Source organism: Flavobacterium branchiarum (assembly GCF_030409845.1).
GTDB classification, from domain to species: domain Bacteria; phylum Bacteroidota; class Bacteroidia; order Flavobacteriales; family Flavobacteriaceae; genus Flavobacterium; species Flavobacterium branchiarum.
Genome location: NZ_JAUFQQ010000003.1, coordinates 2466609 through 2492801, shown reverse-complemented (window position 1 = coordinate 2492801; position 26193 = coordinate 2466609). Strand labels below are relative to the sequence as shown.

Genomic DNA, 26193 nt, shown 5'->3' with positions numbered 1-26193 from the left:
GTAGCAATCATTTTTTTAAGATCATTTTTTTGATTTCTTAATTGTGATTTTAGCCTTTTTTAATATTTTAATATAAGATTTTAATTACTTTTTGTAATAGTATAAAGAATTAATTTATGAGTAAAGCGGTATATATAGCGACAAGTGAACAAAATAGTGGAAAATCCATTATTACCTTGGGGTTGATGAGTATGTTAATGGGGAAAACTGCCAAGGTTGGGTATTTTAGGCCTATTATTGAAGATTTTGTCGATGGTGATCGAGACAATCATATTGATACAGTACTAACGCATTTTAATCTTGATATAGCTTTTGAAGATGCATTTGCAATTACCAAAAGCAAATTAATTAAGAAAAAAAATAAAGGCAAGATAGGTGAGGTTTTAGATTTAATTATCGAAAAATACAAGCGTCTTGAAGAACGTTTTGATTTTGTATTGGTTGAAGGAACTAGTTTTACAGGAGAAGGAACTGCAATTGAGTTAGATACAAATGTATTAATAGCGAAGAATCTTGGGATTCCGACTATTATTTTGGGAACTGGAGTTGATAAGACATTAGATGAATTAATTGATAATCTTTCGCTTGTTTATAATTCATTTAAGGTGAAAGATGTTGAGGTATTGGCGGTTATAGCTAATAAAGTACAACTTGAAAACGTAGAATTAGTAACTTCTGGGTTGCAAAAAAGTTTGCCAGAAGGTGTGTTAGTAAATGCAATTCCTATTGTTTCGGGGTTGAATCACCCAACGATGCAGGAAATTGTTAACCATCTTGGAGCGAAAGTTTTGTTTGGAGAAGCTTATTTAAATAATCAAACAGGACATTTTAGTGTTGGGGCAATGCAATTGCATAATTATTTAATGCATTTAGGGAACAACTCACTGGTGATTACTCCTGGTGATCGCGCTGATATTATTTTGGGCGTATTACAAGCTAATGAATCTGCAAATTATCCAGCAATTTCAGGAATTGTACTTACTGGGAATATTTTGCCAGAAGAGAGTATTTTGAAACTAATAGAAGGACTTTCGCCGATTGTTCCGATTATTGCTGTAGAAGAGGGAACGTATCATATTACGAATAGAATAGGAGCAATTAAATCACAGATCTATGCCAATAACGCACATAAGATCGAGACTTCAATTAGTACTTTTGAAAAGTATATTGATTTAGATCGTTTATCCGAAAAACTGATTACTTTTCAAGCTGAAGGAATGACACCAAGAATGTTTCAATACAATATGGTTAAGAGAGCTAAACAGCACCGAAAACATATTGTTTTGCCAGAAGGGAATGATGATCGAATTATTATGGCAGCTTCACGATTATTAGATATGGATGTTGTTGATATTTCTATTATTGGAGATAAAAAACAAATAGAAAATAAAGTCATAGAATTAGGAATTACTTTTGATTTTTCTAAAGTCAATATTATTAATCCGACTGAATCTGATCTTTATGAGGATTACGCAAATACGTATTATGAGCTTAGAAAAGCGAAGAATGTAAGTATTACCATGGCTAGAGATTTAATGGAAGATGTCTCTTATTTTGGTACTATGATGGTGTATAAAGGGCATGCTGATGGAATGGTTTCGGGAGCGGCTCATACAACACAACATACAATATTACCTGCTTTACAGTTTATTAAAACTAAACCAAATTCATCTGTAGTTTCCTCTGTGTTCTTTATGTGTTTAGAAGATCGCGTTTCGGTATTTGGGGATTGCGCCATTAATCCAAATCCTACTGCTGAACAATTGGCAGAAATTGCTATTTCTTCTGCAGAATCAAGCCTTGCTTTTGGAATAGAACCAAAAATTGCAATGCTTTCTTATTCTTCTGGTTCATCAGGAAAAGGAGATGAAGTTGAAAAGGTAAGAACTGCAACCGAAATCGTTAAACAAAAACGTCCAGACTTAAAAATAGAAGGCCCAATTCAGTATGATGCCGCGGTAGATAGAAGTGTTGGAAAAAGCAAAATGCCAGATTCAGAAGTTGCAGGACAAGCAAGTGTGCTTATTTTTCCTGATTTAAACACTGGAAATAATACTTATAAAGCCGTACAAAGAGAAACGGGGGCATTAGCAATTGGACCAATGTTACAAGGATTAAAAAAACCAGTAAATGATTTAAGCCGAGGCTGTACCGTAGATGATATTATAAACACAGTTGTTATTACAGCCATTCAAGCACAAGGATTATAAAAACATACACATGAAAATATTAATATTAAATTCAGGGAGTTCTTCTATTAAATACCAATTAATGAAAATGCCAGAGAACGAAGTAATTTGTTCTGGAATGATAGACAGAATTGGACTAGAGAGTTCGAATGTAACATACAAAACGAAAGCAGTTTCTTTTGAAGAAACAGTGTCAATACAGACACATAAAATAGGATTAGAGAAAGTTGCCAATTTACTTTTAAATGATGAAACAGGAGTAATAAAAGCGACTTCAGAAATTGGAGCTGTTGGGCATCGTATCGTTCATGGCGGTAGTCTTTTTTCGGATACAACAATTATTACAGATGAGGTTAAAAACAAAGTAAAAGAGCTTTCAGAATTAGCTCCATTGCATAATCCAGCACATTATGTAGGGATAAATGTAGCCGAAGAAATTTTTACAACTGCAAAACAAGTAGCAGTTTTTGATACTGCTTTTCATCAAACTATTCCTGTTGAAGCATATAAATACGCTATACCAAATTATCTTTTAACAGAAAATAAAATACGTGTTTATGGTTTTCATGGAACAAGCCATAAATATGTTTCTGAACAAGCAAAAGAATTATTAGAAAATAGCTCTAAGATTATCACAATACATCTTGGAAACGGATGTAGTATGACAGCTATTAAAGATGGAAAAAGTATAGATCATACTATGGGATTTTCTCCATCAAACGGTTTGATTATGGGAACACGAGCAGGAGATATAGACCAATCGGTTATCTTTTATATGATGAAAAATCTAAATTACACTGCTGATGAGGTAAATTCGATTTTATTGAAACAAAGCGGTATGCTTGGGCTTACGGGGTATAGTGATTTACGTGACATTGAATCAGAAGCAGAAAAAGGAAACAAAGAATGTCAATTGGCTTTGGTTATGAATGCCTACAGAATTAAGAAATTCATAGGTTCTTACGCTGCAGCTTTAAATGGTTTAGACGCTATTGTTTTTACCGCAGGAATAGGAGAGAACTCGTCGTATATTAGAAAATTAGTATGTACAGATATGGATTACTTTGGAATAGAGCTTGATGATGAAAAAAATCAAATTCGTTCTAAATCAAATCGTGAAATTAATACGGAGACATCTAAAACTAAAATTTTAGTAATCCCTACAGATGAAGAACTTGAAATTGCAAATCAGGTTTATAAGTTGCTTAAAAACTAAAAAAGACTCCTTATTTTATAATAGAAAAGCTTCTCATTAGAGAGGCTTTTTTTATATGAAAAATTGAATAAATGTGATTATATTTGAACATAAATTCCAATATTTTGAAATCAAATCTCCCTAAGTTATTACTCCTCCTTTTTATAACGTTTCAAATCCAAGCTCAAGAGCTACTTCCATTTGTAGAAAATTATAATAAATCTAGTTACGAAGGCGATAACCAAACATGGAGTGTTGCACAAGGAAATGATAATGCAATGTATTTTGCAAACAATCATTACTTGGTGCGTTACAATGGAGTTGTTTGGGAAAAGTATACATTACCAAACAAAACAATTATTCGCTCAATTATGGTTGATGGGGATAAAGTATATTCAGGTACCTACAAAGAATTTGGTTACTGGTATCGACAAGATGGAAAAATGAAGTACGTTTCTGTTTCTAAAAAAAGAAAGGTATTTGATGAAAATGAGAATGAGGAAGTATGGAAAATTTTTAAACATAATGGTTTAATTTATTTCCAATCATTCAATCAGATTTTTACTTATGATGGAAAATCAATCAAGAAAACCAAATTACCATTTTTGATTTCCTATTGTTTTGTTGTAGATAATCAATTGCTTGTAGCATCTGTTGAACATGGTGTTTTTGTTCTTAATGGAAACAAATTAAATCCAGTAAAAGGTTGGGATGCATTAAAGAATAATGTTATTCATGCCATTGAAAAATATCAGAATAAAATATACATCTTTACCCATAAGAAAGGAATTTTTGTGGCTGATAAAAGTACTTTAACAGCTTGGAATAACCCATTAAATGATGTTTTAAAGAATGCAAATATAAATGTTGCTCGATTTTTAAAAAACAACAAACTTATAATTGGTACCGCTGGGGAAGGGATTTATATGTTTGATTTTAATGATAATTCTTTTAAAAACATCAATAGAAAAAATGTATTGATGAATAATTCTATTCTGAGTATAGGATTAGATAAAGAAGATGATTTATGGTTAGGATTGGATAACGGAATAGCTCATATTGAAGTTACGTCACCGGTTTCTATTTTTTATGATAATTCGGGAGTTTTAGGATCAGTATACTCGGTAGTTAATATTGATAAGGAGTATTTAATGGCGTCTAATCATGGTGTTTTTAAGTATGCAGATAAAAAACTTTCTATGATTCCTAATAGTCAGGGGCAAGCATGGAATATAAGTAAAGTAGATAATAGGTATTTTATTGGTCATAATGAAGGAACATTTTTGTACAAAAATGGACAGTTCTCCAAGTTAAACACAATTAATGGAGGATGGAATTTCACCAAAAGTAGTATTGGAAGTTGTTATTTTCAAGCTACTTATAGTGGTGTTGTTGTATATAAAGACATTAATAATTTAGAGCAAAAAGTTGTTTTAAAAGGATTAATGAAACCTATAAAATATGTAGCTCAAAACAAAAAAAATGAGGTGTGGGCAGCTGATAATTATAGGGGATTATATAGAATTTTATTTAATGATAATTACGAAACAGAGAAGGTTGAAAATGTTACGCAACACAGTAAAATTAGTAATGATTTTGGTGTAAAAATATTTGAGTTCAGAAATGAAATTTTATTTTTAATAAATAAAGCCTGGTACACTTATAACTCGATTACCAATCAATTAGAAAATAACGAGCTTTTTAATTCTAATTTTGTAAATATTTCTGATGTAGCAGCTATGGATGAAAATCATTTCATATTGTTGCAAGATGGACTTTTATACCATATTTATGCAAATGGGAATAAATTTATATGGAATAGTATTCAGGAGAAATACTATAAAGGTAAAATCATTAATGACAATCTGAATGTATTTAAAAATAAGAACAATTACTTATTGAATCTAGACGATGGTTTTATATCCTTTAAATTAAAAGAAATAAATAAACAAAAATTAGATTTAAAAGTTGAAGTATTCAATGATGAAAAGTTAATAGAAAATAATTCTAAGATAAATTACAATTCAGAATTACGAATAAATGTAATTTCTGGCTTATTTGGAGCATCTAAACCAAACTTATTTTATAAAATTAACGATGAGAATAATTTTAGACCTATAAAAGACGGTTTGATTGTTTTAAATAACTTAAATAGTGGGTCACATAATATAGAGATATATAATCATGATGGCCTAAGTTATAGTAAAATTTCAAATTTTAATTTTCTAATTGCAAAACCTTGGTATTTTTCTTCTTGGATGCTTTTATTGTATTTGTCTATTATAGCAGGTGTTTTATATGTTTACTACAGATGGAACAAGATGCGTTATTTGCAAAAAATAGAACTTAAAGAGGAGGAGCTAAGACATCAGAAAGAAATTCTAGAAGTGGAATTGAAGGCAGAGCATGACTTGAACAGCCAAGAGTACCAAAAACATATTCTAGAACTTGAATTACAAACCAAATCATCTGAAGTTGCAGGAAAATCACTTTCTATTGCTAAACAAGGTGAAATGATTGAGAAGATTCAAAGCATTCTTGATTCAGAGACAGACTTTAATAAACTTAAAAGCGAAATTAAAAAAGCGATAAAAATTAATGCTGTCAATAAACATGAATGGGAAATTTTTGAGAATAATCTAAATCAAATTCACAATGAATTTGTGACCAACCTATCTCAAAAATATCCAATTTTAACTTCTAAGGACATTAAGCTTTGCATTTACTTAAAAATGAATCTTTCTTCAAAAGAGATTGCGCCTTTAATGAATATTTCTTTTAGAGGGGTAGAACTACATCGTTATCGACTAAGAAAGAAATTGAACCTAGTTCAGGACGAAAACCTCTCTAGTTTTTTATTAAATCTATAATAAGATGTTAGTTTTTTATAGATAATTCAATATTTAACTTTAATTTATATCAAATTCTAATACATCATTACTACATCATCATGATGTAGGGTGATGTTTTTTATTTGGTATAATTATCTGTTTTACATTGTTTTAAATAGATTTTTGTGTGGTATGATGTATTTATGTAGTATACCTGTTTAACTTACTATAACGTTGTAATTATCTAAGTTTGACGAACTAACTTTAACAATTTATTAATATATGAGAAATCTTATTTTTAGCTTATTAGCGCTCATTCTACTTCCAGCATACATGTCTGGTCAAGTAATTAAAGGTAAGGTCTTAGATCCTCAAGGTATGGCAATTCCAGGAACATTGGTTTATGCCACCGAATCTAGAACTTCCGCAGACACCGATTTTGATGGTAATTTTGAGATCAAAGCCAAAGTAGGCGAGCCTTTAAAAATTAGCATGGTTGGATTTGAAGCTGTAGTAATCAACGCAACTTCAACTCCTATGAGTATTGTTTTAAAAGAATCTGAAGACACTGCTTTAAAAGAAGTTGTAGTTATTGGATATGGAACTCAAAAGAAATCAGATATTACTGGTTCAATTGCTGTAGTTTCTCAAAAAGATTTAGCAAATAGACCTAATGCTAGCGCAGTGAGTTCACTTCAAGGAAAAGTTGCTGGGGTTTCAATCGTTAACTCAGGAAGTCCAGGTGGACAACCAAAAGTAACCGTAAGAGGAATTGGAAGTATTTCTGGTGGAGATGTGCTTTATGTTGTTGATGGAGTAATAACAAATGATATCTCTTACCTTAATCCAAATGATATCGATAAGATGAGTATCCTTAAAGATGCTTCAAGTTCTGCTATCTATGGTATTAGAGCAGCAAATGGTGTTATTGTAATCACAACTAAACTTGGAAAAAAAGGCGTTGCTGAAAACATAAAATTCAGTTATGATTCTAATGTTGGATTTCAAACTCCGACTAATGTACCAAAGTTTGCAAATTCTGCAGATTATGTTCAACTGTATAACGAAAAATTACAATTTGAAGGAAATACAGACCCATCAAAAGTATTGACATTAGGTCAATTTAATGGAGTTGATACTAACTGGATGGATCAAATTTTAAGAAAAACTTCTTTGATTAATTCTCACAATCTAGGTATTAGTGGAGCTTCAGAAAAAGCAAGATATTCTATGGGTATCGGTTATTTTACTCAAGATGGTATCACCGATGCAGGTAAAGGAGTAAGTTCTGGTGAAGATTACAAAAGAATTACTGCACGTTTTAATACTTCTTATGACATATCTGACAGATTTAGAGTTGGAGGTAGTTTAGCTTATTCAAAATCAGATTCAAATGATATAAATGCACCATTTCAAACGGCAAGAATTACACCTCCTGTAGTTCCTGTATATAATGCAGATGGTTCTTATGGTAAAGTTCCTGCTGGTTCTGGTTTAGGTACAGCTGGAGATAATAATGCAAGAATGATGTTGGATTTATATAGAGGTAAAACCGATATAACAAGAACATTGTTAGGTGGATATGCTGAATATGATATCTTAAAAGACTTAACTTACAAAGTTAATATTTCTAGAGATTTTGAAACTTCTGCTGCATATATCTATACTCCAGAGTTCATGCCTCTTACATCAGCTATACTTAGAAACAGTAAGCTTACAAAAAATGATGCTACAAGAGATAATCTTTTGACTGAGAATACACTTACATGGACTAAATCTTTTGATAAACACAGAATTGTAGCTTTAGCAGGTGCGAGCCGTGAAAGTAGAAAAACTAGAAACACTTCATTTTCAGTAATTGATGTTCCTTTTTTCGGTTCTGATGAAACGTTATATTTGAATTTAGGAAATTCTTTAACTGACTTATTAGCTGATAAACCAGGTGATCAAGGTAGTGAAACTCGTTTCCAATCTTATTTTGGACGTGTACAATATGCTTTTGATGACAAGTATCTTTTTAACGCAACTGTTCGTCGTGATGGAGCTTCTGTTTACAATTTTGATGGAAATCAAAAATCTGCTACTTTCCCTTCTGTAGGACTTGGATGGGTTATTAGTAAAGAAAAATTCATGCAGAATTTAGGTGTAGATTTCTTGAAAATTAAAGGAAGCTGGGGTAAATTAGGAAATGCAACTATTACAAGACAGTTTGATAATACTGCATCTACAATGTCAGGTGCATTTTTCGGAAATCCTTCTCAAGTAAATTCAGCTATATCTATTACTAAATTAGTAGATCCATCAATTGAGTGGGAAGTTGTTACTGGTACAGATATAGGAATTGAATTAAGAATGTTGAAAGACCGTTTATCTATAGAAGCAGGTTACTATAAAAAAGAAACTAAAGATGCTATTTTTAATATAACTAACTTAAGTACTTCTGGTTTAGGAGGAAATTATTATACTAATGCTGGTTCATTTGAAAACAAAGGAGTTGAATTTTCTGCAACTTGGAATGATAAAATTGGAGAAAAATTTAGTTATTCTGTTTACGGAAACTTTACAACAATAAAAAACCAAATTACAGATGTAATCGGTGGATCATTCTTTAATACAGGACCTAGTTTGTTTGGTAACCCTGTAAAAAGATATGAAAAAGGACAAGAAGTTGGAGCTTATTATGGTTTCCAAACAGATGGAGTTATTCAAACTCAAGCCGAAGCAACTGCTTTAGGATCAAAAGTTGGAGCATTGAAATTTAAAGATTTAGATGGAAATGGTGTAATTGATAATGAAGATAAAACATTCCTAGGAAGTCCAATTCCAGATGTAACTTATGGTTTTGGTGTAAACTTAGCTTATTCAAATGTTGATTTAGCAGTAGAATTCCAAGGTGTTGCAGGAAATGAAATATATAATTTTAATAGAAACTCTCGTTTTGGTAATGAAAATTGGGACCAAGATTTTGTAAACAATCGTTGGACAGTTTCTAATCCTTCTAATACTTACCCAGCAGCAAACTCAGATCAAAACTCTTCTCGTCCAAGTTCATTTTACGTAGAAAAAGGAGATTACTTTAGAGTAAGAACAATACAATTAGGGTACTCACTACCTGAAAGTTTATTAAGTAGAATTAGAGTCGAAAAATTACGCTTTTATTTAAGCGCACAAAATCCATTTACTGCATTTAAATACAATGGTTTTTCTCCTGAATTAGGAAATCAAACTATTGAAAACTTAGGAGTTGATAATAATGCTTACCCATTATCAGCTACATACAGTTTTGGAATTAACTTAAACTTTTAATATAATGAGAAAAATAATATTTACACTTTTTGGAGCAGCACTTTTAAGTGCTTGTAGCGATAGTTATCTTGATATAAAGCCAGAGGATCAAATCAAAAGTGAAAACTTCTTCAAAACAAAAGAAGATGCTTTAGCTTCTGTAAGTGCAATTTATACAAATTTAAGAACTTGGGATTTAGCAGCTTTTGCTCCAATTATTTTATCTGTATCTTCTGATGATGCTGATAAAGGAAGTTCACCTGGTGATGCTCCTTTCTTTGACGATATCAAAAACTTCACGTTTACTGCATCAGCAGGGATAATTGAAGGATATTGGAGTGGTCAATTTAGAGGAATCAACTTAGCGAATCAAACAATCACTAATATTCCAAGCATTCCAATGGATGATGCCTTGAAATCAAGGTTACTTGCCGAAGCACGTTTTTTTAGAGCATACCATTATTTCAATTTAGTTAAGCTTTATGGTGGAGTGCCTATATATGATGGGATTCCTGCTGATGGGAATTATAACCTTCCAAGAAACTCAAAAGAGGAAGTTTATAACTTTATTTTGGCTGATCTTAAATTTGCAGAAGAAAATTTACCAGCTAATTATGGAGCTACCGATATTGGTAGAGCTACAAAAGGAGCAGCTAGAGCATTTGAAGCAAAAGCGAATATGTATTTAGGAAATTGGGATAAAGTACTTTCTCTTACGAATCAAGTAATGGGAATGGGGTATGGCTTGTTACCAAGTTATAACAGTGTATTCCGTATTGAATTTGAAAATAGTATAGAATCTATTTTTGAAGTACAATGTACTTATGTATCTGGAAATTGTGATTTATCAAATTCTCAATTTTCTCAAGTACAAGGTGTAAGAAATCAATTTGGATGGGGATTCAATGTACCTTCTCAAAATTTATCTGATTCTTATGAAACTGGTGATGTACGTAGAGATGCGACTATTATTTACAGAGGCGAAACTACTCCTGAAAAAGATTATATTAATCCTATTGGAGATAACCCGATGTACAACCAAAAAGCATACGTTCCATCAGGGCAAATAGGAAACTGTTCTGAAGGTTCTGAGCAAAATATTAGAATAATGCGTTTTGCAGAAGTTCTTTTGATGAATGCTGAAGCAGCAAATGAAACTGGAGATACTGGATTAGCTTTATCTTCTGTTAATAAAATTAGACAAAGAGCATCGTTACCAGCTCTAAGTTCAATGTCTAAAGAGCAACTTCGTCTAGCTATTTGGAAAGAAAGAAGATCTGAAATGGGTATGGAGAGTGATAGATTTTTGGATCTAGTACGTCAAGGTAGAGCCGCTACTGTATTAGGACCTCAAGGATTTACAACTGGAAAAAATGAACTTTTCCCTATTCCAGCAGAAGCAATTTCTTTAAGTAATGGTATTTTAAAACAAAACCCTGGTTACTAAAAAATAGAATACCAATATCACTTCCTTCAGACTCTGGAGGAAGTGATTATTTATTAATTGCATAAATTTTTATAATGATTAGAATTTCAGTTTTATTAGTCGCTCTTGTTTTCTTAGGTTGTGGTTCACATACAACCATATCAGAAGATGGTACAGTAGTAACTCCAGAAGTTGTAAAGTTAACAGATGAAGAGCTTATTGAGGTAGTGCAGAAACAAACCTTTAAGTATTTTTGGGATTATGCTGAACCAAACTCAGGCTTGGCGAGAGAGCGTTATCATCCTGATGGGGTTTATCCCGAAAATGATGCTAATGTTGTTACGACCGGAGGTTCTGGTTTTGGGTTAATGGCAATCGTGTCCGGAATGTCTAGAGGTTACATTACAAAAAAAGAAGGAGTTGATAGACTTAATAAAATAGCTGATTTCTTAGACAAAGCCGACCGTTTTCACGGAGCTTGGTCACATTGGATTGACGGAAATACTGGAAAAGTAAAACCATTTGGAACTAAAGATAATGGAGGAGATTTAGTAGAAACTTCATTTTTAGTTAGCGGTATGATTACGGTTCGAGAGTATTTAAAAAATGGTTCTGATACAGAAAAAGCAGTTGCTAAAAAATATGATGCACTTTGGAAAGGTGTTGATTGGAAATGGTACACTAATAACAAGAATTTTTTATACTGGCATTGGTCACCAACATACGATTGGCAGATGAATTTTCCGCTTGAAGGATATAATGAATGTCTAATTACTTATGTATTGGCCGCCGCTTCGCCAACACACCCAATTACACCGAAAGAATACCACGAAGGTTGGGCAAGAAATGGAGAGATGATTTCGACAAAATCGAAATATAATATCCCTCTAGTACTAAAACATAACGGAGCCGAAGAGTTTGGAGGGCCTTTATTTTGGGCGCATTATTCTTATGTTGGACTTGATCCAAATCAATTGACTGATAAATACGCAAACTACTGGGATTTAAATGTAAATCACGTAAAAATTGATTATGAGTACTGTGTAGAGAATCCTAAGAAATTTAAAGGATATGGACCTAATTATTGGGGATTAACAGCATCATATTCTAGAAATACTGATGGAACTATCGGTTATAATGCGCATATGCCAAGTAATGATGTAGGAGTTATTTCTCCAACAGCAGCAATTAGTTCAATTGTGTATACACCAAAAGAGTCAATTGCGGTTATGCGTAACTTATATGAAAATCATAAGAAAGAGACTTGGGGAGTAGCAGGATTTTATGACGCAAGTAGTTTACAGTATGGTTGGACAGCACAACGCTATTTAGCGATAGATCAAGGTCCAGAAGTAGTAATGTTAGAAAACTACCGTACAGGTTTATTATGGAACTTATTTATGAATGCTCCAGAAGTTAAACAAGGGTTAATAGGTTTAGGTTTTCACTCAGGTAAATACGGATTCTAAAAATATATATACAATGAAGTATAAATTAGCAGTGATCGCTTTATTATATTCAATCATTTCTGTTGCTCAAACAACTGTAAATGGGAAAATCAAAACCGAAATCATACAAAAGCATGAATTAGGGTACGCATTGCATATTCCAGAGAATATAAAAGAGAAAAAACCATTGCTAATTTTTCTTCATGGTTCAGGTGAAAAAGGAACTGATATTGAAAAAGCAAAAATTCATGGGCCATTTAAGTATTTAAAAGACCATAAACTAGATGCATATGTTCTTGCTCCACAATGTCCGGAGAACGAAGAATGGGACGCAGAAGTTTTATATCGATTGATTTTAAAAATCCAGAAAGAAAACAATATCGATTCTGATAGAATTTATGTTACTGGATTAAGCTTAGGAGGTTGGGGAACATGGAATCTTGCCTTTGCACATCCAGATATGTTTGCTGCAATTGTGCCTATTTCGGGATTTGTAGATTTAATTCAATTAGAACAAGCCTGTAAAATAGCAAAGATTCCAACACGAATTTTTCATGGATTAATGGATGATGTTGTGAATATAGATTATGCAATTACAATTTATAAGGAATTAAAAAAATGTAATAGCAATGTAGAGTTGACCATTTTTGATGACGCAGGTCATGATAGTTGGTCGAGAGTATATGACAACCAGGAAATTTATGACTGGATGTTTAAACAAGTAAGAAATAAATAAAAACAATAGAATGAAAAACAAATTAGTAATACTCTTTTTAGGATGTACTTTTTTGAGTTACGCTCAAAAGAAAGAAGTCAAAAAAACGGTGAAAATTAAGCCAAGATCAGAGTTCGTTTCAGAATTAATGTCAAAAATGACAGTAGATGAAAAAATCGGACAGTTAAATTTACCTACTTCAGGAGATATAACAACTGGTCAAGCTAATAGTTCTAATGTTGCTAAAAATATTGAAGAAGGTAAAGTAGGTGGATTATTCAATATTAAATCCGTTAAGAAGATTAGAGAAGTACAAAAAATAGCAGTTGAAAAAAGCCGATTGAAAATTCCATTGCTTTTTGGTATGGACGTTATTCATGGTTACGAAACTACTTTCCCTATTCCTTTAGGATTATCTTGTATATGGGATATGAAGGCAATAGAAAGAAGTGCTCAAATTGCTGCGAAAGAAGCTAGTGCTGATGGTATTAACTGGACTTTTTCTCCTATGGTAGATATTTCACGTGATCCACGTTGGGGTAGAGTATCTGAGGGTTCAGGAGAAGATCCGTTTTTAGGAAGTGAAATTGCAAAAGCAATGGTTCACGGTTACCAACAAAACGACCTTTCTAAGAATAATACGCTATTAGCATGTGTAAAACATTTTGCTTTGTATGGTGCGCCAGAAGCAGGTCGTGATTACAACACAGTTGATATGAGTAAAATAAGAATGTACAATGAGTACTTTCCTCCTTACAAGGCAGCTATAGATGCAGGTGTAGGTTCGGTTATGGCTTCTTTTAATGAAGTTGATGGAATTCCAGCAACAGGAAGTAAATGGCTTATGACGGATGTTTTAAGAAAAGAATGGGGTTTTAAAGGATTTGTTGTTACAGATTATACAGGAATTCCTGAAATGATTGACCACGGAATGGGTGATTTGCAAACGGTATCTGCATTGGCATTAAATGCTGGTGTCGAAATGGATATGGTTGGAGAAGGATTCCTTACTACATTAAAAAAATCATTGGCAGAGAACAAAGTAAGTATGGAGCAATTAGATAATGCTGTACGTCTTATTCTTGAATCAAAATACGATTTAGGATTGTTTGAAGATCCTTATAGATATTGTGATGATAAAAGAGCTAAAACTGAAATTTTCACTACAAGCCATAGAGCCGAAGCTAGAAAAATCGCTTCACAATCATTGGTTTTATTAAAAAATGAAAAGCAGTTATTGCCTTTAAAAAAGTCTGGTACTATTGCTGTGATCGGACCATTGGCAGATGCTAAAGAAAACATGCCAGGAACTTGGAGTGTTGCTACAAACATGGATACAGCGATTTCATTATTAGCTGGAATCAAAGATGTTGCAGGTAAATCGACAAAAGTGCTTTATGCAAAAGGAAGTAATTTAGATTACGATGCAACTTTTGAAGCAAATGCAACAATGTTTGGTAAAACATTACACCGTGATAATAGAACTAAAGAAGAATTACTTGCAGAAGCTTTAAAAGTTGCTAATGAATCGGATGTAATTGTTGCTGCATTAGGAGAATCTGCGGAGATGAGTGGAGAAAGTAGTAGTAGAACTAATTTAGAAATTCCTCAAGCGCAAAAAGATTTATTACAAGCATTATTAAAAACAGGAAAACCAGTTGTTTTAGTTTTATTTGATGGTCGTCCATTAGTAATAAAAGAAGAAAACGATACTGTTCCAGCTATTCTTAATGTTTGGTTTGCAGGAAGTGAAGCAGGACATGCAATTGCAGATGTTTTATTTGGAGATGAGAATCCTTCAGGGAAATTAACGTCAACATTCCCAAGAAATGTAGGACAAGTACCAATTTATTATAACCAAAAAAATACAGGAAGACCACTTTCAAACAAAGAAGGTAAATTTGAAAAATTCAGATCTAACTTTATTGATGAAAGAAACGAGCCTTTATTCGCTTTTGGTTACGGATTAAGTTACACAACTTTTGACTATTCAAACTTGAAAATTTCATCTGATAAAATGAATTTCAACGGAAAATTAAATGTTACCGTTGATGTTACAAATACAGGAAATTTTGATGGAAAAGAAGTAGTTCAATTATACATAAGAGATTTAGTAGGTTCAGTTACAAGACCAGTAAGAGAACTAAAAGGTTTCCAGAAAATTGACATTAAAAAAGGACAAAAACAAACAGTAAATTTTGAAATTTCTGTAGAAGATTTGAAGTTTTATAATTCAGATTTAAAATTTATTGCAGAGCCAGGCCAATTCGATATATTCGTAGGTGGAGACTCTAATGCAGACAAGAAAGTTAGTTTTGAGTTAATCAATTAATTGGTTGGTTATATTGATTAGTGTAAGGCCCTTCGTATTGGTTTCGAAGGGCCTTTTTTTTAACTAAAATACAGAGTTCCTTAAGAAACTCGATAGCTATTAATTTTTTCAAATAATTATAAATCCTAATTTCGATACAATGAATACTATTAAAATATTTCGAGTATTTTTTATATTAATACTATTTATTTTCACTTCTTGTAATGTTGCTAAAAATGGAATTGTTGCACATCGTGGAGCATGGAAAAAAAACAGTTTACCAGAAAACTCAATCGCAGCACTTAGGCATGCCATAGATTCAAAATGGGCAGGTTCAGAATTTGATGTTGTTATGACAGCAGATGATTCGCTTGTTGTAAATCATGACCCACATTATAATACATTAATTGTTGAAGAAACAAACTATGCAGACCTTATCAAATTTAAACTTTCAAATGGGGAAAAATTACCTACTCTGAGAGAATATATAATTGAGGGTAAAAAGAATAACAAGAATACTACTTTGGTATGCGAAATAAAACCCTCGGGAGTGAGTAAAGAGAGAGGAAGAAAAATTGGTTTAAAAGCTGTTGAAATAGTTAAGAGCCTCAAAGCAGAAAAAATTACTTCCTATATCAGTTTTGATTATGAAATACTAAAACAAATTAGAGAAGTAGACTCTAAAACTACATTACAGTATTTAGAAGGAAATAAATCTCCAAAAGAAGTAAAATTAGATTTTATAACTGGTGTTGATTATCATTATTCTGTATTTAAAAAGCACCCAGATTGGATAAAAGAAGCAAAGGATAATAAGATAACTTTAAATGTTTGGACAGTCAATAATGTTGCAGACATGGATTGGATAATTGAAAATAAATTTGATTATATCACAACCAATGAGCCAGAATTATTGGAAGAAAGAATAAAGGTTAAAAAATAGATTTTTAAACAATCTCATTTCTAAAATATTAAAAGATGAAAAATAGCTATAAACTATATTCAGTAGCAGTCTTATTACTTTTGGTAGGATGTAAAATTCACACATCAGAACCGAAAACAACTTTTTTAGGAAAAACAGAATGGTTTGATCCCAATAAGACCGCTTCAACTTATTGTAATCCAGTAAATATTGGATACAACTATACCACCGAAAATCATAACAGGATTCCAGAATCACGTCGTTCAAGTGCCGATCCAGTAATTATTACTTATAAAGGCGAATACTATTTATTTGCTACCAATCAAGCCGGTTTCTTTTGGAGTAAGGATATGTCTAATTGGGAATTTGTTTACGGAAGTTTTCAGAGACGTCCAGGAGATGACGATCAGTGTGCTCCAGCAGCTTGGGTTGTAAACGATACAATGTTTTATGTTGGATCAACTTGGAAACAAGACCATCCTGTTTGGAAATCAGCTGATCCAAAATCAGGTAGATGGTTAAGACATGTCGATAATGCAAAACTGCCAACTTGGGATCCTGCAATTTTTCAGGATGATGATAAAAAAGTTTATATGTATTATGGCTCAAGCGGAAAATTACCACTTGTGGGGACCGAAGTTGATTATAAAACATGGTTGCCAGTAGGAGATCAAGCAGCTTATGCAAAATTGTACGCAGCAACCGAAGTAGAAGATATTCAGCGTCCGTATGGAGAGATAAAAGAAGTTGTAGGCTTAGATCCTGCAAAACACGGATGGGAACGTTTTGGCCCCAATAATGATATGGAACCAGCACCTTGGGGAGATTTCATAGAAGGAGCTTGGATGACCAAACACAACGGAAAGTATTATATGCAATACGGAGCGCCAGCTACGGAGTTCAAAGGTTATGCTAATGGAGTTCATGTAGGTAATCATCCATTAGGACCATTTGTTTACCAAAAGCACAATCCGATGTCATATAAACCTGGGGGATTTGTAATAGGAGCAGGACACGGAAATACGTTTGCTGATAATTATGGGAATTACTGGAATACTGGAACTTGCAAAATTTCAATAAAAGATCGTTTTGAGCGTCGCATCGATATGTTTCCGGCAGGATTTGATAAAGATGATGTAATGTATTCGATCACTGCATATGGTGATTTTCCAATAATTTTACCAACAAAACAAAGAGACCAAACCAAAGGAGCTTCATCAGGATGGATGTTACTTTCATATAAAAAGCCAGTAACTGTTTCTTCATCAGAAGAATGTATGGAAGTTCAAACACATCGAGTTGACAACGGCGGGAAAAAAGTTTTTGAAAAAATATGCTACGATGCAGATAATCTAACAGATGAAAATATTCAAACCTATTGGTCAGCAAAAACGAGTAATCCAGGCGAATGGTTGCAACTAGATTTAGGTAGAAAAATGCAGATAAACGCTTTGCAAATAAACTATGCAGACCATAAAGCAACGCAATACAACAAGGCAATGGATATTTATTATCAGTACAAGATATTTATGTCTGATGATGCCGTAAATTGGACTTTGGTTGTAGATAAATCTCAGAATGATAAAGATGCGCCACATGATTATGTAGAATTAACAAAGCCAATAAAGGCACGTTACATAAAAATGGAAAACATACACAATGCTTCAGGATTATTTGCTGTATCAGACTTTAGAGTTTTTGGAAATGGATTATTAGAAAAACCAAAACCAGTTGCAGCGTTTAAAGTGGATAGAAGCTCTAAAGATTCGCGTAACGCAATGATACGTTGGAAAAAGCAACCAGATGCAATAGGATATAATATCTATTACGGGATTACACCTGATAAATTATACAATAGCATTATGGTTTACGATGAAAGCATTTATGATTTTAGAGGTTTAGATAAAGGGACGAACTATTATTTTACTATTGAGGCTTTTAATGAGAATGGAATTAGTGCAAAAAATGAAATTATAGAAGTGAAATAATTATAGCTTCTGTTTTTAGAAAACGTATAAAAAAACGTACGATGGATATAGAGAAATTTGTTTATTTTTGGAAGTAAAATAACTTCTAAAAGTTAACTAAAATCAAAAAACCAATTACCAATGAAAAAAACGTCTTTATTAACTATTCTATTTTTAAGTGGATTAACCGCATTTGCGCAAACTCCTGATGAAAAGAATATTAAATCCATTTACAAATCAGCTTTAACTAACGCTAAATGTTATACATGGTTAGAATACCTATCTAATGATATTGGAGGACGCTTATCGGGTTCAACAAATGCAGCTAAGGCAGTAGAATACACAAAAAATCAATTAGAGAGTATCGGTCTTGATAGAGTGTACCTTCAAGAAGTAATGGTGCCACATTGGGTTCGTGGAGAAAAAGAAACAGCTTATATTTTAGATGATAAAATTAAAACGGAAGTACCAATTACTGCATTGGGAGGGTCAATAGCTACACCAAAAACAGGAGTTACTGCTGCAGTAATAGAAGTAAAAGGAATTAAAGAATTAAATGAGCTAGGTGACAAAGTAAAAGGTAAAATCGTATTCTTTAACCGACCAATGGATCCTGAAAACGTAGAAACCTTTAAATCATATGGTGGTTGTGTAGATCAAAGATATGCAGGAGCAAAAGAAGCAGCTAAATTTGGAGCAGTAGGAACAATTGTGCGTTCGATGAATTTAAGATTAGATGATTTTCCGCATACAGGTACACAAAGTTATGGTGATTTACAAAAATCAGAATACATACCAACAGCTGCAATAAGTACTAATGGTGCTGAGCTATTGAGCAAATCTTTAAAAAGAAATCCAAATTTAAAATTTTATTTCAAGCAATCTTGTGAGCAATTACCAGATGCATTGTCACATAATGTAATTGGAGAAATAAAAGGGACGGAAAACCCAGACAATATTATGATTGTTGGAGGACATCTTGATTCTTGGGATTTAGCAGATGGTTCACATGATGATGGGGCAGGAGTAGTACAAAGCATGGAAGTAGTTCGTATCCTTAAAAATTTAGGGTATAAACCCAAAAATACAATTCGCGTTGTTTTGTTTATGAATGAAGAAAATGGCGGAAGAGGTGGAGCTATGTACGAAGAAATGGCACAGAAAAATAAAGAGAATCATATTTTTGCTTTAGAAAGTGACTCAGGAGGATTCAGTCCAAGAGGATTTTCTTTTGAAACAGACGATGATAACTTTAAGAAAATAGAAAGCTACAAAGGTTTATTTGAGCCCTATTTGGTTCATAGTTTCGTAAAAGGGCATAGTGGATCAGATATCGGACATTTAACGTCTTCTAAGCCACTTGTAAAAGCAGGTTTAAAACCAGATTCACAACGTTACTTTGATTATCACCATGCTGCAAATGATACATTCGATGCTATAAACAAAAGAGAATTAGAACTAGGAGCAGCAACAATGGCTTCATTAGTCTATTTGATTGATCAAAACGGAATCTTAACAAAATAGGTTTCTTTCACTATTTATAAAAAAGCAAAAGCTACTTAATTCAAGTAGCTTTTGCTTTTTTTATTAGTTATTTCCCCAGTCTATTTTTCTCGAGAAATACATTACAGCGGCAAGAATTATAAATAGTCCTACGCTACCAACTAATAATGCATAATTTTCTAATTGGATAATTACATATATAAAAGTGTATAATCCGGTAAGTGAAGCTCCTATGAATAATGGAAACTTCTTGCTTTTTAAAATAGAATATGAATAGGCAGTAATAAGTGATATAACAGCAATTCCGGATAATATATAGGCTTTGGTAAAATTACTATGTTCAGTTATCGAAATTAATAAAGTATAAAACATAATAAGAGCCAAACCTATCATTGAGTACTGGAAAATGTGGATACTAATTTTACTCATACTTTGAATCAAAAAGAAAATCAAAAAGGTAAGTCCAATTACAAGAAAACCATATTTAGAAGCACGCTCATTTTGCTGGTACTGATCTACAGGAATTACAAAGTCAACACCAAAACTATACGAGCTTAAATCAGGTAATATATCAAAAGCTTGTTGCGAGAATGCTCTATTGATATGCAACGTTTTCCAATTTGCTGTAAATCCAGTATCACTAATCTTTTTAGTTTTATCATCAGGCAAGAAATTACCAGTAAAACTCGGAGATGCCCAATTTGATTTCATCTCAACATTAGTAGTTTTACCAATCGGAACAAGCTTAATTTGTTTACTACCATTGTAAGTAATAGCAAAACTATAATTGGTTTTGGGAGCCGAAAGGACAGTTGTTAAATTGATATAGCCGGTCTCTAAAGCTTCGGTACCATCAAGTTTGGTTGAGTTATAAACAGGTTCAAAAACATAATTTGTATTCCCGAGTTTTATTTTTACTTCCTCTTTTATGCTCTTTAAATTTGTGGTTTTGATTAAAATGGTCGCCTTATCCCATTGAATAGATTCATTAGCAATATTTTTACTACTAAAATTAGGTTGCACATAATTACCTTTGAACATCATATTAGCGGTAAAAACAGCCGATTCATAATTGTTTCTATTTAGTATTTTAGTATCAACATTAGAGTTAATATTTAATTCTTCGGCAAAAAAGTAAGCATATTTAGTAGATGCTATTTTCTGTTTCACCGTTTCTTTCGTTTTTTCATTTATAGTTACAGTTTCATTGTAAGAGGTATATGGGATTTTTAATATTGGCCCATAGATATACACTTTTTCTCCCCATTTTTCATTGATTTCAGAAATCACATCATTCTGTCTAAAAGAGCGTTCCGTAATTAAATTTTTTACATACTCAAGTGGGATTAACAAAAATAGAGTAAGTAAGCCAATCATAACCATTTTGGCAGTGTTCGACTGAAAAATTGAAGTCGATTTTGGAGTTTCATTTGTTTCCATTGTAAAGTAGTTTTAAGATTAATAGATTAAATATTTGGTACCATTGAATAATATAAAAGAGCAATAGGAATATTTGATAATAGAATTAAGATTTTTCGACCTATATATTCTCTTTGATTAGGTAGCATAAAATAGCTGTAGGCAAGATGTAAAAAGACTAATGCGTTTAAGAATATTGCAAAAACAACAAATAAGAAGCCAAAAAGTAAAATGATATAATTGGTCTTTAATATTAAAAAAAGCAGAAATAGAATGGTGCCAATTATAAAGCATCCAATAGCGAGCTCAGTTGAGGATCTTCCTTCAAATTTTTCTTCATTAATTGAGTCTTTCATAATTTTAAATTTTAAAAGTTTTTTGAATTGAGTGAATAGGTGTAAATAACATTTTAGAAAAATCTAAATAATAAAAAGGCATAGCGCTTTTCCCTTTTTTATACCGTTTGATAAAATAACTGAGTTGAGTAGGGTAGAAGGGAGTTCCCGATATAATAACCATAAATAAGTACAGGCTCCTTTTGCCATTGCCCAAAAGATAATATTGCATTCCAATTTCATCTATAACCGTAGTACCAGTATTGGTTAAAACATGAATGATATCGTGATCTTCTAATTTAGCTTGAATGTCAAAATTGTTCCTATGAAGAAAATCCCCCAAACCATATCCTAAGCTATCTTCAGGAAATGCAAGTAATTCGGATTTGTTTATTTGCCAAGGAGCATTTTTCTTTATGTATTTCTGGTAAGGAATTCGAGACCATTCGTACAATTTTTCAATTAATAGATCTTTCATGTTTATTGTTTAAAAGCACTTTGCATTTCAAAGTAAATAGTTAAAAAAAGGGTGTTGTTTTTCCTGTATCAATTTTTCAATTAATATTTTTATGTAATATTTGTTAAAAGTACTTTGTTTTTCAAAGTAAGTGATTAAAAAAAGGTTTTACTTTTTTTGTATCAATTTTTCAAGAGCGTCAATATGTGCTACAAATGCAAGTCTACCTTCTTTGGTTGCCCTGTAACTAGTATTAGGTTTTTTACCAATAAACTGTTTTTGTATCTCAATATAGTTTTCCAATTCCAATGCCTTAGCATGACTGGCTAAATTACCGTCAGTAACACCTAGGAGCTCTTTTAGAGTACTAAAATCAGCCGATTCATTGACCATCAATACAGACATGATGCCAAGTCGAATGCGATGGTCAAAAGCTTTATTTATATTTTGAATTATACTCTTCAATTTTTAATAGGTATCAATTACAGTTTTTAATAATTTAGAATCAACGATGTTTGATGGAGCAACTACATCTTCCTCAAGTGGAATATGGTTACCATATCGTTCTTTTAATATTTTTTGAACACGTTTGTCATCTAGATTAAAATCTTTTAGTTTCTGCAACGGACATAATTCAATACCAGCTCCATTTTTATAAATTTTCCAAATTAACTCGGAACAATAAAGTTTATCGTCAGACCAACCAAAATAAGGATCATAATCAGTATTAAGGAAGTTCCGACTGTAAATTTCCATTTTCTCAATAACAGTTGGTGTTAGAACAGTAGTATCTTTCAATCTTTTTACAACAATTTTTTGATCTTTTCCATGCTTAATCCATTCATCTAAAGGAGTTAGTCTTACAGGCTGAACAGCTTCAAAAACAAACTGCTTGCCATCTAAAAAATAAACGATACCACAGTGCGAGAATTTTGAGTTTGTTGCAATTCTTACTGCTTCACATTGAGAAGATTCAGAAGTTTGAAAAATTAAATCACCTGGCTGAATTTTATCTAAAATAGTATTCTTTGACTTCAGATTTTCAACTGTAGCTTTGGAAAAAGGATCGTTCGGAAAAAATTGCTTTGTAATATATAAAGCAAAGCAAAAGCTAATAATTAAGGTAACTCCAGCAAATATATATTTAAATTTTTTCATCTTTTGTTTTTAAATTATACCAATCAAAAATTATTTTCTATCGTATTTAAAATACATGATGCTTCCGTATAGAATATGGCAAACACCAAAACCTAATGCCCAAAACTCTAAAGCATAACCGGAGAATTCAGTTGCGATTAAACCAAGAATAATTATTGTAATACCTAAATAACGTACATCTCTCAAAGTGTATTTACTAGCATTAACGCAAGCCAATCCGTAAAATAGGAGTGTGATAGGAGCGATTAAACCATAATAACCAATTCGTAGCAAAAGTAAGCCGAAAATCCCCCCCGTTACAAGCGGAATCATGAAATTAATTAATAATCTTTTTGAGGCTGTATTCCATATTTTTTCACCTTCCTTTTTTGCCTTACTTACTGTTAGTATTGCAGAAGTAATAATTGAAAATAATAGCACTAAAAACGCAGTAAGTACAATTAACTTAAAAGTTTTACTCTCAAGAGTTATATAGTATCCTGCATGGTTATCAATAAGACCATTGGCGATATAAGCACCAATAAGAGCATATATTCCTGCCATAATTCCTGATAAACCACTTAATGAAATAAACTGTGAAGATTTATTCATCATGTTTTTTATTTCACTAATATCCTGTAAATATTTATCTTCCATATAAAGTACTTTGAAATACAAAGTAAGTAATTAAAAAAATAGTCACCAAATAAAATGGCAACTATTTTTATGAATTTATAAATTACAATCTGAAGATACCTCCGAAAGCAATAATTCTCTGGAAAAAGAAGAAATCTTGAGAGGCACTATCAGCACTACTTTGAGTAGTTCTAATGTCTTGCATATTGATATAACCACCTTTTAATTCTCCTTGTATGTAAAAATGTTTGAAGAAAGTAATATTTATACCTGCTTTAGCAGATAAACCATATCCTGAAACGTGAAAATCATCATGACGCTCTTTACCTAAAAGAGTAGTATTGGTTTTTGGATATAAAATTCCAAAACCTAAACCTTCAGTTAAGTTAATTTGAACCTTATCTGTATTAGGAAGATTAAACAATTTTGAAATGTCATCAAATCTCGAAACTTCAGTATTGATATAGTTTAAACCATCTGTATGTTCGTACATTAAGAATTTTTCAGTTAAAAGAACTTTATTAGGATCTCCAGCAACTAGTTCATCGTATGATCCAGCATTTGGATAATATCCGTTAATTCCAACTTCACGATCTTGGTACATTACATATTTCATGTGATCAAGACCAATTGTTACACTGTAGTGATCACTAATAAAATAACCCAAACGTAAATTAGTTTGTGGAATTGTCATATTAGCTGGATTAATATAATCTACATGCCATCCTTTTGGTTTGTCATGCGCAGATACATTGTTTAATGTGAAATTATAATCTTTACCTCTAAATGTAACGTCCGATTTACTATAACTTTCTCTGTTACCACCCCAAGAAACGAAGAATTTCCCTTTATTGTGTGCTGTGTATTTATCTTGTACTGCTATTTGTTCTTGTGCAAAAGTGTTTATTGAAAAACAGAACAAGAAAAATAAAATAAAATTAGTTTTCAATGTAAAAAATTTAAAATTAAAATTGATTAATGGTTTTTCTGATAGCAACCAGTTTAGTCATTAAATCTTCAAAATAGTCTAAATGTAACATGTTTGCACCATCACTTTTAGCATTAGCTGGGTCAAAATGCGTTTCGATAAAAATACCATCAACGCCTACAGCAATACCTGCTTTTGCAACCGTTTCGATCATATCAGGTCTTCCGCCAGTTACACCTACAGTTTGGTTAGGTTGTTGTAGCGAATGTGTTACATCAAGAACAGTTGTAGCATATTGTTGCATTGTTGGAATACCTCTATAGTCAACAATCATATCTTGGTAGCCAAACATAGTACCACGGTCAGTAACCATAACATTTTGATTGTTACAATCTAATACTTTTTGTACAGCGTGTTTCATGCTTTCAGGACTCATAAATTGTCCTTTTTTCAAGTTAACTACCTTTCCAGTATTGGCTGCAGCCACAACTAGATCAGTTTGACGTACTAAAAATGCAGGTATTTGTAAAACATCTACATATTGAGCAGCCATTTCAGCATCTTCATTAGTGTGAATATCAGTTACAGTAGGAACATGAAATGTTTCAGAAACTTTTCTTAAGATTTTTAATGCTTTTTCATCACCAATTCCAGAGAAGCTATCAATTCTAGAACGGTTTGCTTTTTTAAATGATCCCTTAAAAACATAAGGAATTTGAAGTTTATCGGTAATACCAATTAATTTTTCAGCAATACGCATTGCCATCTCTTCACCTTCAATGGCACAAGGCCCTGCTAATAAAAAGAAATTACCGCTATCTGTATGCTTAATTTGTGGAATATGTTGTATGTTCATAGTATGTAATTTTTGAATGTGCAAAGGTAGTTATGATTTGCGATTTACAGATTAAGAATTAAGTTTTTTTTAAGAAGCATTCCATCTTATCTACTGTACTAATTTTCTTTAAAACCCTTTTTAATATACTAAACGTAAGTTTCAACTGATTGCTATATAGTTATTAAGAGAGGAGTTATAAAAAACTGAGTTTCATTTTAAACTCAGTTTACTAGATACCTATGACAAAGCCAAGCCAAACATTTTAAGCAAAGGCAATATTAAGTCATTGCTATAAACTAATAAATGATATTTATCATGTATAACTAATCAAGAAAAAAATGAATTTATGTAGATAATATAAATAGGGGAATACCATTACAGGTAAAACTGTGGAAATTATAAAAGCTGATATTCCGGACATTCTTTGTGATATTTTTTTTCACTACTTTTATTATTAAAGTAAAGAACTGAATCCTGTACTTCGACTCCGCTCAGGATGATATCGCAAACTGAGACTGCAAACTGAGACTGTCCTTCGACTCCGCTCAGGATGACATCGTAAACCGAGACTGCAAACCGAGACTGCAAACCGAGGCTGTAAACTGAGACTGTCCTTCGACTCCGCTCAGGATGACATCGTAAACTGAGACT

General features: G+C 32.2%; 19 protein-coding genes. 11 read left to right on the top strand and 8 right to left on the bottom strand.

The window, feature by feature from the left end; all coding sequences use genetic code 11:
* Window positions 1–116 precede the first annotated feature (116 nt).
* The 11 genes from pta to QWY99_RS11435 all read left to right on the top strand — a co-directional run bounded on the left by pta (window position 117) and on the right by QWY99_RS11435 (window position 19813).
* Complete coding sequence (gene pta, locus QWY99_RS11485) at window positions 117–2210, top strand: phosphate acetyltransferase (protein ID WP_290265145.1); 2094 nt, start codon at window positions 117–119, stop codon at window positions 2208–2210.
* 10 nt (window positions 2211–2220) lie between these two features.
* A complete protein-coding gene (locus QWY99_RS11480; RefSeq protein WP_290265142.1) occupies window positions 2221–3405 on the top strand; it encodes an acetate/propionate family kinase in 1185 nt (394 codons plus the stop codon).
* Window positions 3406–3509: 104 nt separating this feature from the next.
* Window positions 3510–6254 (top strand): helix-turn-helix and ligand-binding sensor domain-containing protein, encoded by a 2745-nt coding sequence (locus tag QWY99_RS11475; RefSeq protein ID WP_290265140.1) that lies wholly within the window; start codon window positions 3510–3512, stop codon window positions 6252–6254.
* Window positions 6255–6497: 243 nt separating this feature from the next.
* A complete protein-coding gene (locus QWY99_RS11470) occupies window positions 6498–9521 on the top strand; it encodes a SusC/RagA family TonB-linked outer membrane protein (protein WP_290265139.1) in 3024 nt (1007 codons plus the stop codon).
* Window positions 9522–9525: 4 nt separating this feature from the next.
* Window positions 9526–10947 carry a RagB/SusD family nutrient uptake outer membrane protein gene (locus QWY99_RS11465; RefSeq protein ID WP_290265135.1) on the top strand — a complete coding sequence of 474 codons (1422 nt, stop codon included), beginning with the start codon at window positions 9526–9528 and terminating at the stop codon, window positions 10945–10947.
* Between the two features lie 74 nt (window positions 10948–11021).
* Window positions 11022–12395 (top strand): glucoamylase family protein, encoded by a 1374-nt coding sequence (locus QWY99_RS11460; RefSeq protein WP_290265133.1) that lies wholly within the window; start codon window positions 11022–11024, stop codon window positions 12393–12395.
* A gap of 13 nt (window positions 12396–12408) precedes the next feature.
* Window positions 12409–13110: a carboxylesterase family protein gene (locus tag QWY99_RS11455; protein ID WP_290265130.1), complete on the top strand. Its 702-nt coding sequence runs from the start codon at window positions 12409–12411 to the stop codon at window positions 13108–13110.
* Window positions 13111–13120: 10 nt separating this feature from the next.
* Window positions 13121–15421 (top strand): beta-glucosidase BglX, encoded by a 2301-nt coding sequence (bglX, locus tag QWY99_RS11450; protein WP_290265129.1) that lies wholly within the window; start codon window positions 13121–13123, stop codon window positions 15419–15421.
* Window positions 15422–15560: 139 nt separating this feature from the next.
* Window positions 15561–16343: a glycerophosphodiester phosphodiesterase family protein gene (locus QWY99_RS11445; protein WP_290265126.1), complete on the top strand. Its 783-nt coding sequence runs from the start codon at window positions 15561–15563 to the stop codon at window positions 16341–16343.
* A gap of 35 nt (window positions 16344–16378) precedes the next feature.
* Complete coding sequence (locus QWY99_RS11440; protein WP_290265123.1) at window positions 16379–18310, top strand: discoidin domain-containing protein; 1932 nt, start codon at window positions 16379–16381, stop codon at window positions 18308–18310.
* Window positions 18311–18430: 120 nt separating this feature from the next.
* Complete coding sequence (locus QWY99_RS11435) at window positions 18431–19813, top strand: M20/M25/M40 family metallo-hydrolase (protein WP_290265120.1); 1383 nt, start codon at window positions 18431–18433, stop codon at window positions 19811–19813.
* A gap of 63 nt (window positions 19814–19876) precedes the next feature.
* Here QWY99_RS11435 and creD read toward each other — a convergent pair whose 3' ends face one another.
* The 8 genes from creD to kdsA form a co-directional block, all read right to left on the bottom strand.
* Window positions 19877–21232 carry a cell envelope integrity protein CreD gene (creD, locus tag QWY99_RS11430; protein ID WP_290265118.1) on the bottom strand — a complete coding sequence of 452 codons (1356 nt, stop codon included), beginning with the start codon at window positions 21230–21232 and terminating at the stop codon, window positions 19877–19879.
* A 26-nt stretch (window positions 21233–21258) separates the two neighbouring features.
* The gene (locus tag QWY99_RS11425) at window positions 21259–21567 is read right to left on the bottom strand and encodes a hypothetical protein (protein ID WP_290265117.1); all 309 of its coding nucleotides are present in this window, start codon (window positions 21565–21567) and stop codon (window positions 21259–21261) included.
* Between the two features lie 4 nt (window positions 21568–21571).
* Window positions 21572–22024: a hypothetical protein gene (locus tag QWY99_RS11420; RefSeq protein ID WP_290265114.1), complete on the bottom strand. Its 453-nt coding sequence runs from the start codon at window positions 22022–22024 to the stop codon at window positions 21572–21574.
* A 147-nt stretch (window positions 22025–22171) separates the two neighbouring features.
* The gene (locus QWY99_RS11415) at window positions 22172–22468 is read right to left on the bottom strand and encodes a winged helix-turn-helix domain-containing protein (RefSeq protein ID WP_290265112.1); all 297 of its coding nucleotides are present in this window, start codon (window positions 22466–22468) and stop codon (window positions 22172–22174) included.
* 3 nt (window positions 22469–22471) lie between these two features.
* The gene (locus QWY99_RS11410; protein WP_290265110.1) at window positions 22472–23161 is read right to left on the bottom strand and encodes a YiiX family permuted papain-like enzyme; all 690 of its coding nucleotides are present in this window, start codon (window positions 23159–23161) and stop codon (window positions 22472–22474) included.
* 30 nt (window positions 23162–23191) lie between these two features.
* Window positions 23192–23797 carry a hypothetical protein gene (locus QWY99_RS11405; RefSeq protein WP_290265108.1) on the bottom strand — a complete coding sequence of 202 codons (606 nt, stop codon included), beginning with the start codon at window positions 23795–23797 and terminating at the stop codon, window positions 23192–23194.
* An 82-nt stretch (window positions 23798–23879) separates the two neighbouring features.
* Window positions 23880–24725, bottom strand: a complete 846-nt coding sequence (locus QWY99_RS11400; RefSeq protein WP_290265107.1) for a hypothetical protein — start codon at window positions 24723–24725, stop codon at window positions 23880–23882.
* Between the two features lie 16 nt (window positions 24726–24741).
* Window positions 24742–25560, bottom strand: coding sequence for a 3-deoxy-8-phosphooctulonate synthase (gene kdsA, locus QWY99_RS11395; protein WP_195736284.1), 819 nt, complete (start codon window positions 25558–25560; stop codon window positions 24742–24744).
* Window positions 25561–26193 lie beyond the last annotated feature (633 nt).

Bases quoted from the DNA above. Each gene is read 5' to 3' on its own strand.
- QWY99_RS11425 (WP_290265117.1), bottom strand. From the start codon at position 21,567: ATGAAAGACTCAATTAATGAAGAAAAATTTGAAGGAAGATCCTCAACT.
- QWY99_RS11420 (WP_290265114.1), bottom strand. From the start codon at position 22,024: ATGAAAGATCTATTAATTGAAAAATTGTACGAATGGTCTCGAATTCCT.
- QWY99_RS11480 (WP_290265142.1), top strand. From the start codon at position 2,221: ATGAAAATATTAATATTAAATTCAGGGAGTTCTTCTATTAAATACCAA.
- QWY99_RS11405 (WP_290265108.1), bottom strand. From the start codon at position 23,797: ATGGAAGATAAATATTTACAGGATATTAGTGAAATAAAAAACATGATG.
- bglX (WP_290265129.1), top strand. From the start codon at position 13,121: ATGAAAAACAAATTAGTAATACTCTTTTTAGGATGTACTTTTTTGAGT.
- QWY99_RS11460 (WP_290265133.1), top strand. From the start codon at position 11,022: ATGATTAGAATTTCAGTTTTATTAGTCGCTCTTGTTTTCTTAGGTTGT.
- QWY99_RS11455 (WP_290265130.1), top strand. From the start codon at position 12,409: ATGAAGTATAAATTAGCAGTGATCGCTTTATTATATTCAATCATTTCT.
- creD (WP_290265118.1), bottom strand. From the start codon at position 21,232: ATGGAAACAAATGAAACTCCAAAATCGACTTCAATTTTTCAGTCGAAC.
- QWY99_RS11410 (WP_290265110.1), bottom strand. From the start codon at position 23,161: ATGAAAAAATTTAAATATATATTTGCTGGAGTTACCTTAATTATTAGC.
- QWY99_RS11445 (WP_290265126.1), top strand. From the start codon at position 15,561: ATGAATACTATTAAAATATTTCGAGTATTTTTTATATTAATACTATTT.
- QWY99_RS11470 (WP_290265139.1), top strand. From the start codon at position 6,498: ATGAGAAATCTTATTTTTAGCTTATTAGCGCTCATTCTACTTCCAGCA.
- pta (WP_290265145.1), top strand. From the start codon at position 117: ATGAGTAAAGCGGTATATATAGCGACAAGTGAACAAAATAGTGGAAAA.
- QWY99_RS11440 (WP_290265123.1), top strand. From the start codon at position 16,379: ATGAAAAATAGCTATAAACTATATTCAGTAGCAGTCTTATTACTTTTG.
- QWY99_RS11435 (WP_290265120.1), top strand. From the start codon at position 18,431: ATGAAAAAAACGTCTTTATTAACTATTCTATTTTTAAGTGGATTAACC.
- QWY99_RS11465 (WP_290265135.1), top strand. From the start codon at position 9,526: ATGAGAAAAATAATATTTACACTTTTTGGAGCAGCACTTTTAAGTGCT.
- kdsA (WP_195736284.1), bottom strand. From the start codon at position 25,560: ATGAACATACAACATATTCCACAAATTAAGCATACAGATAGCGGTAAT.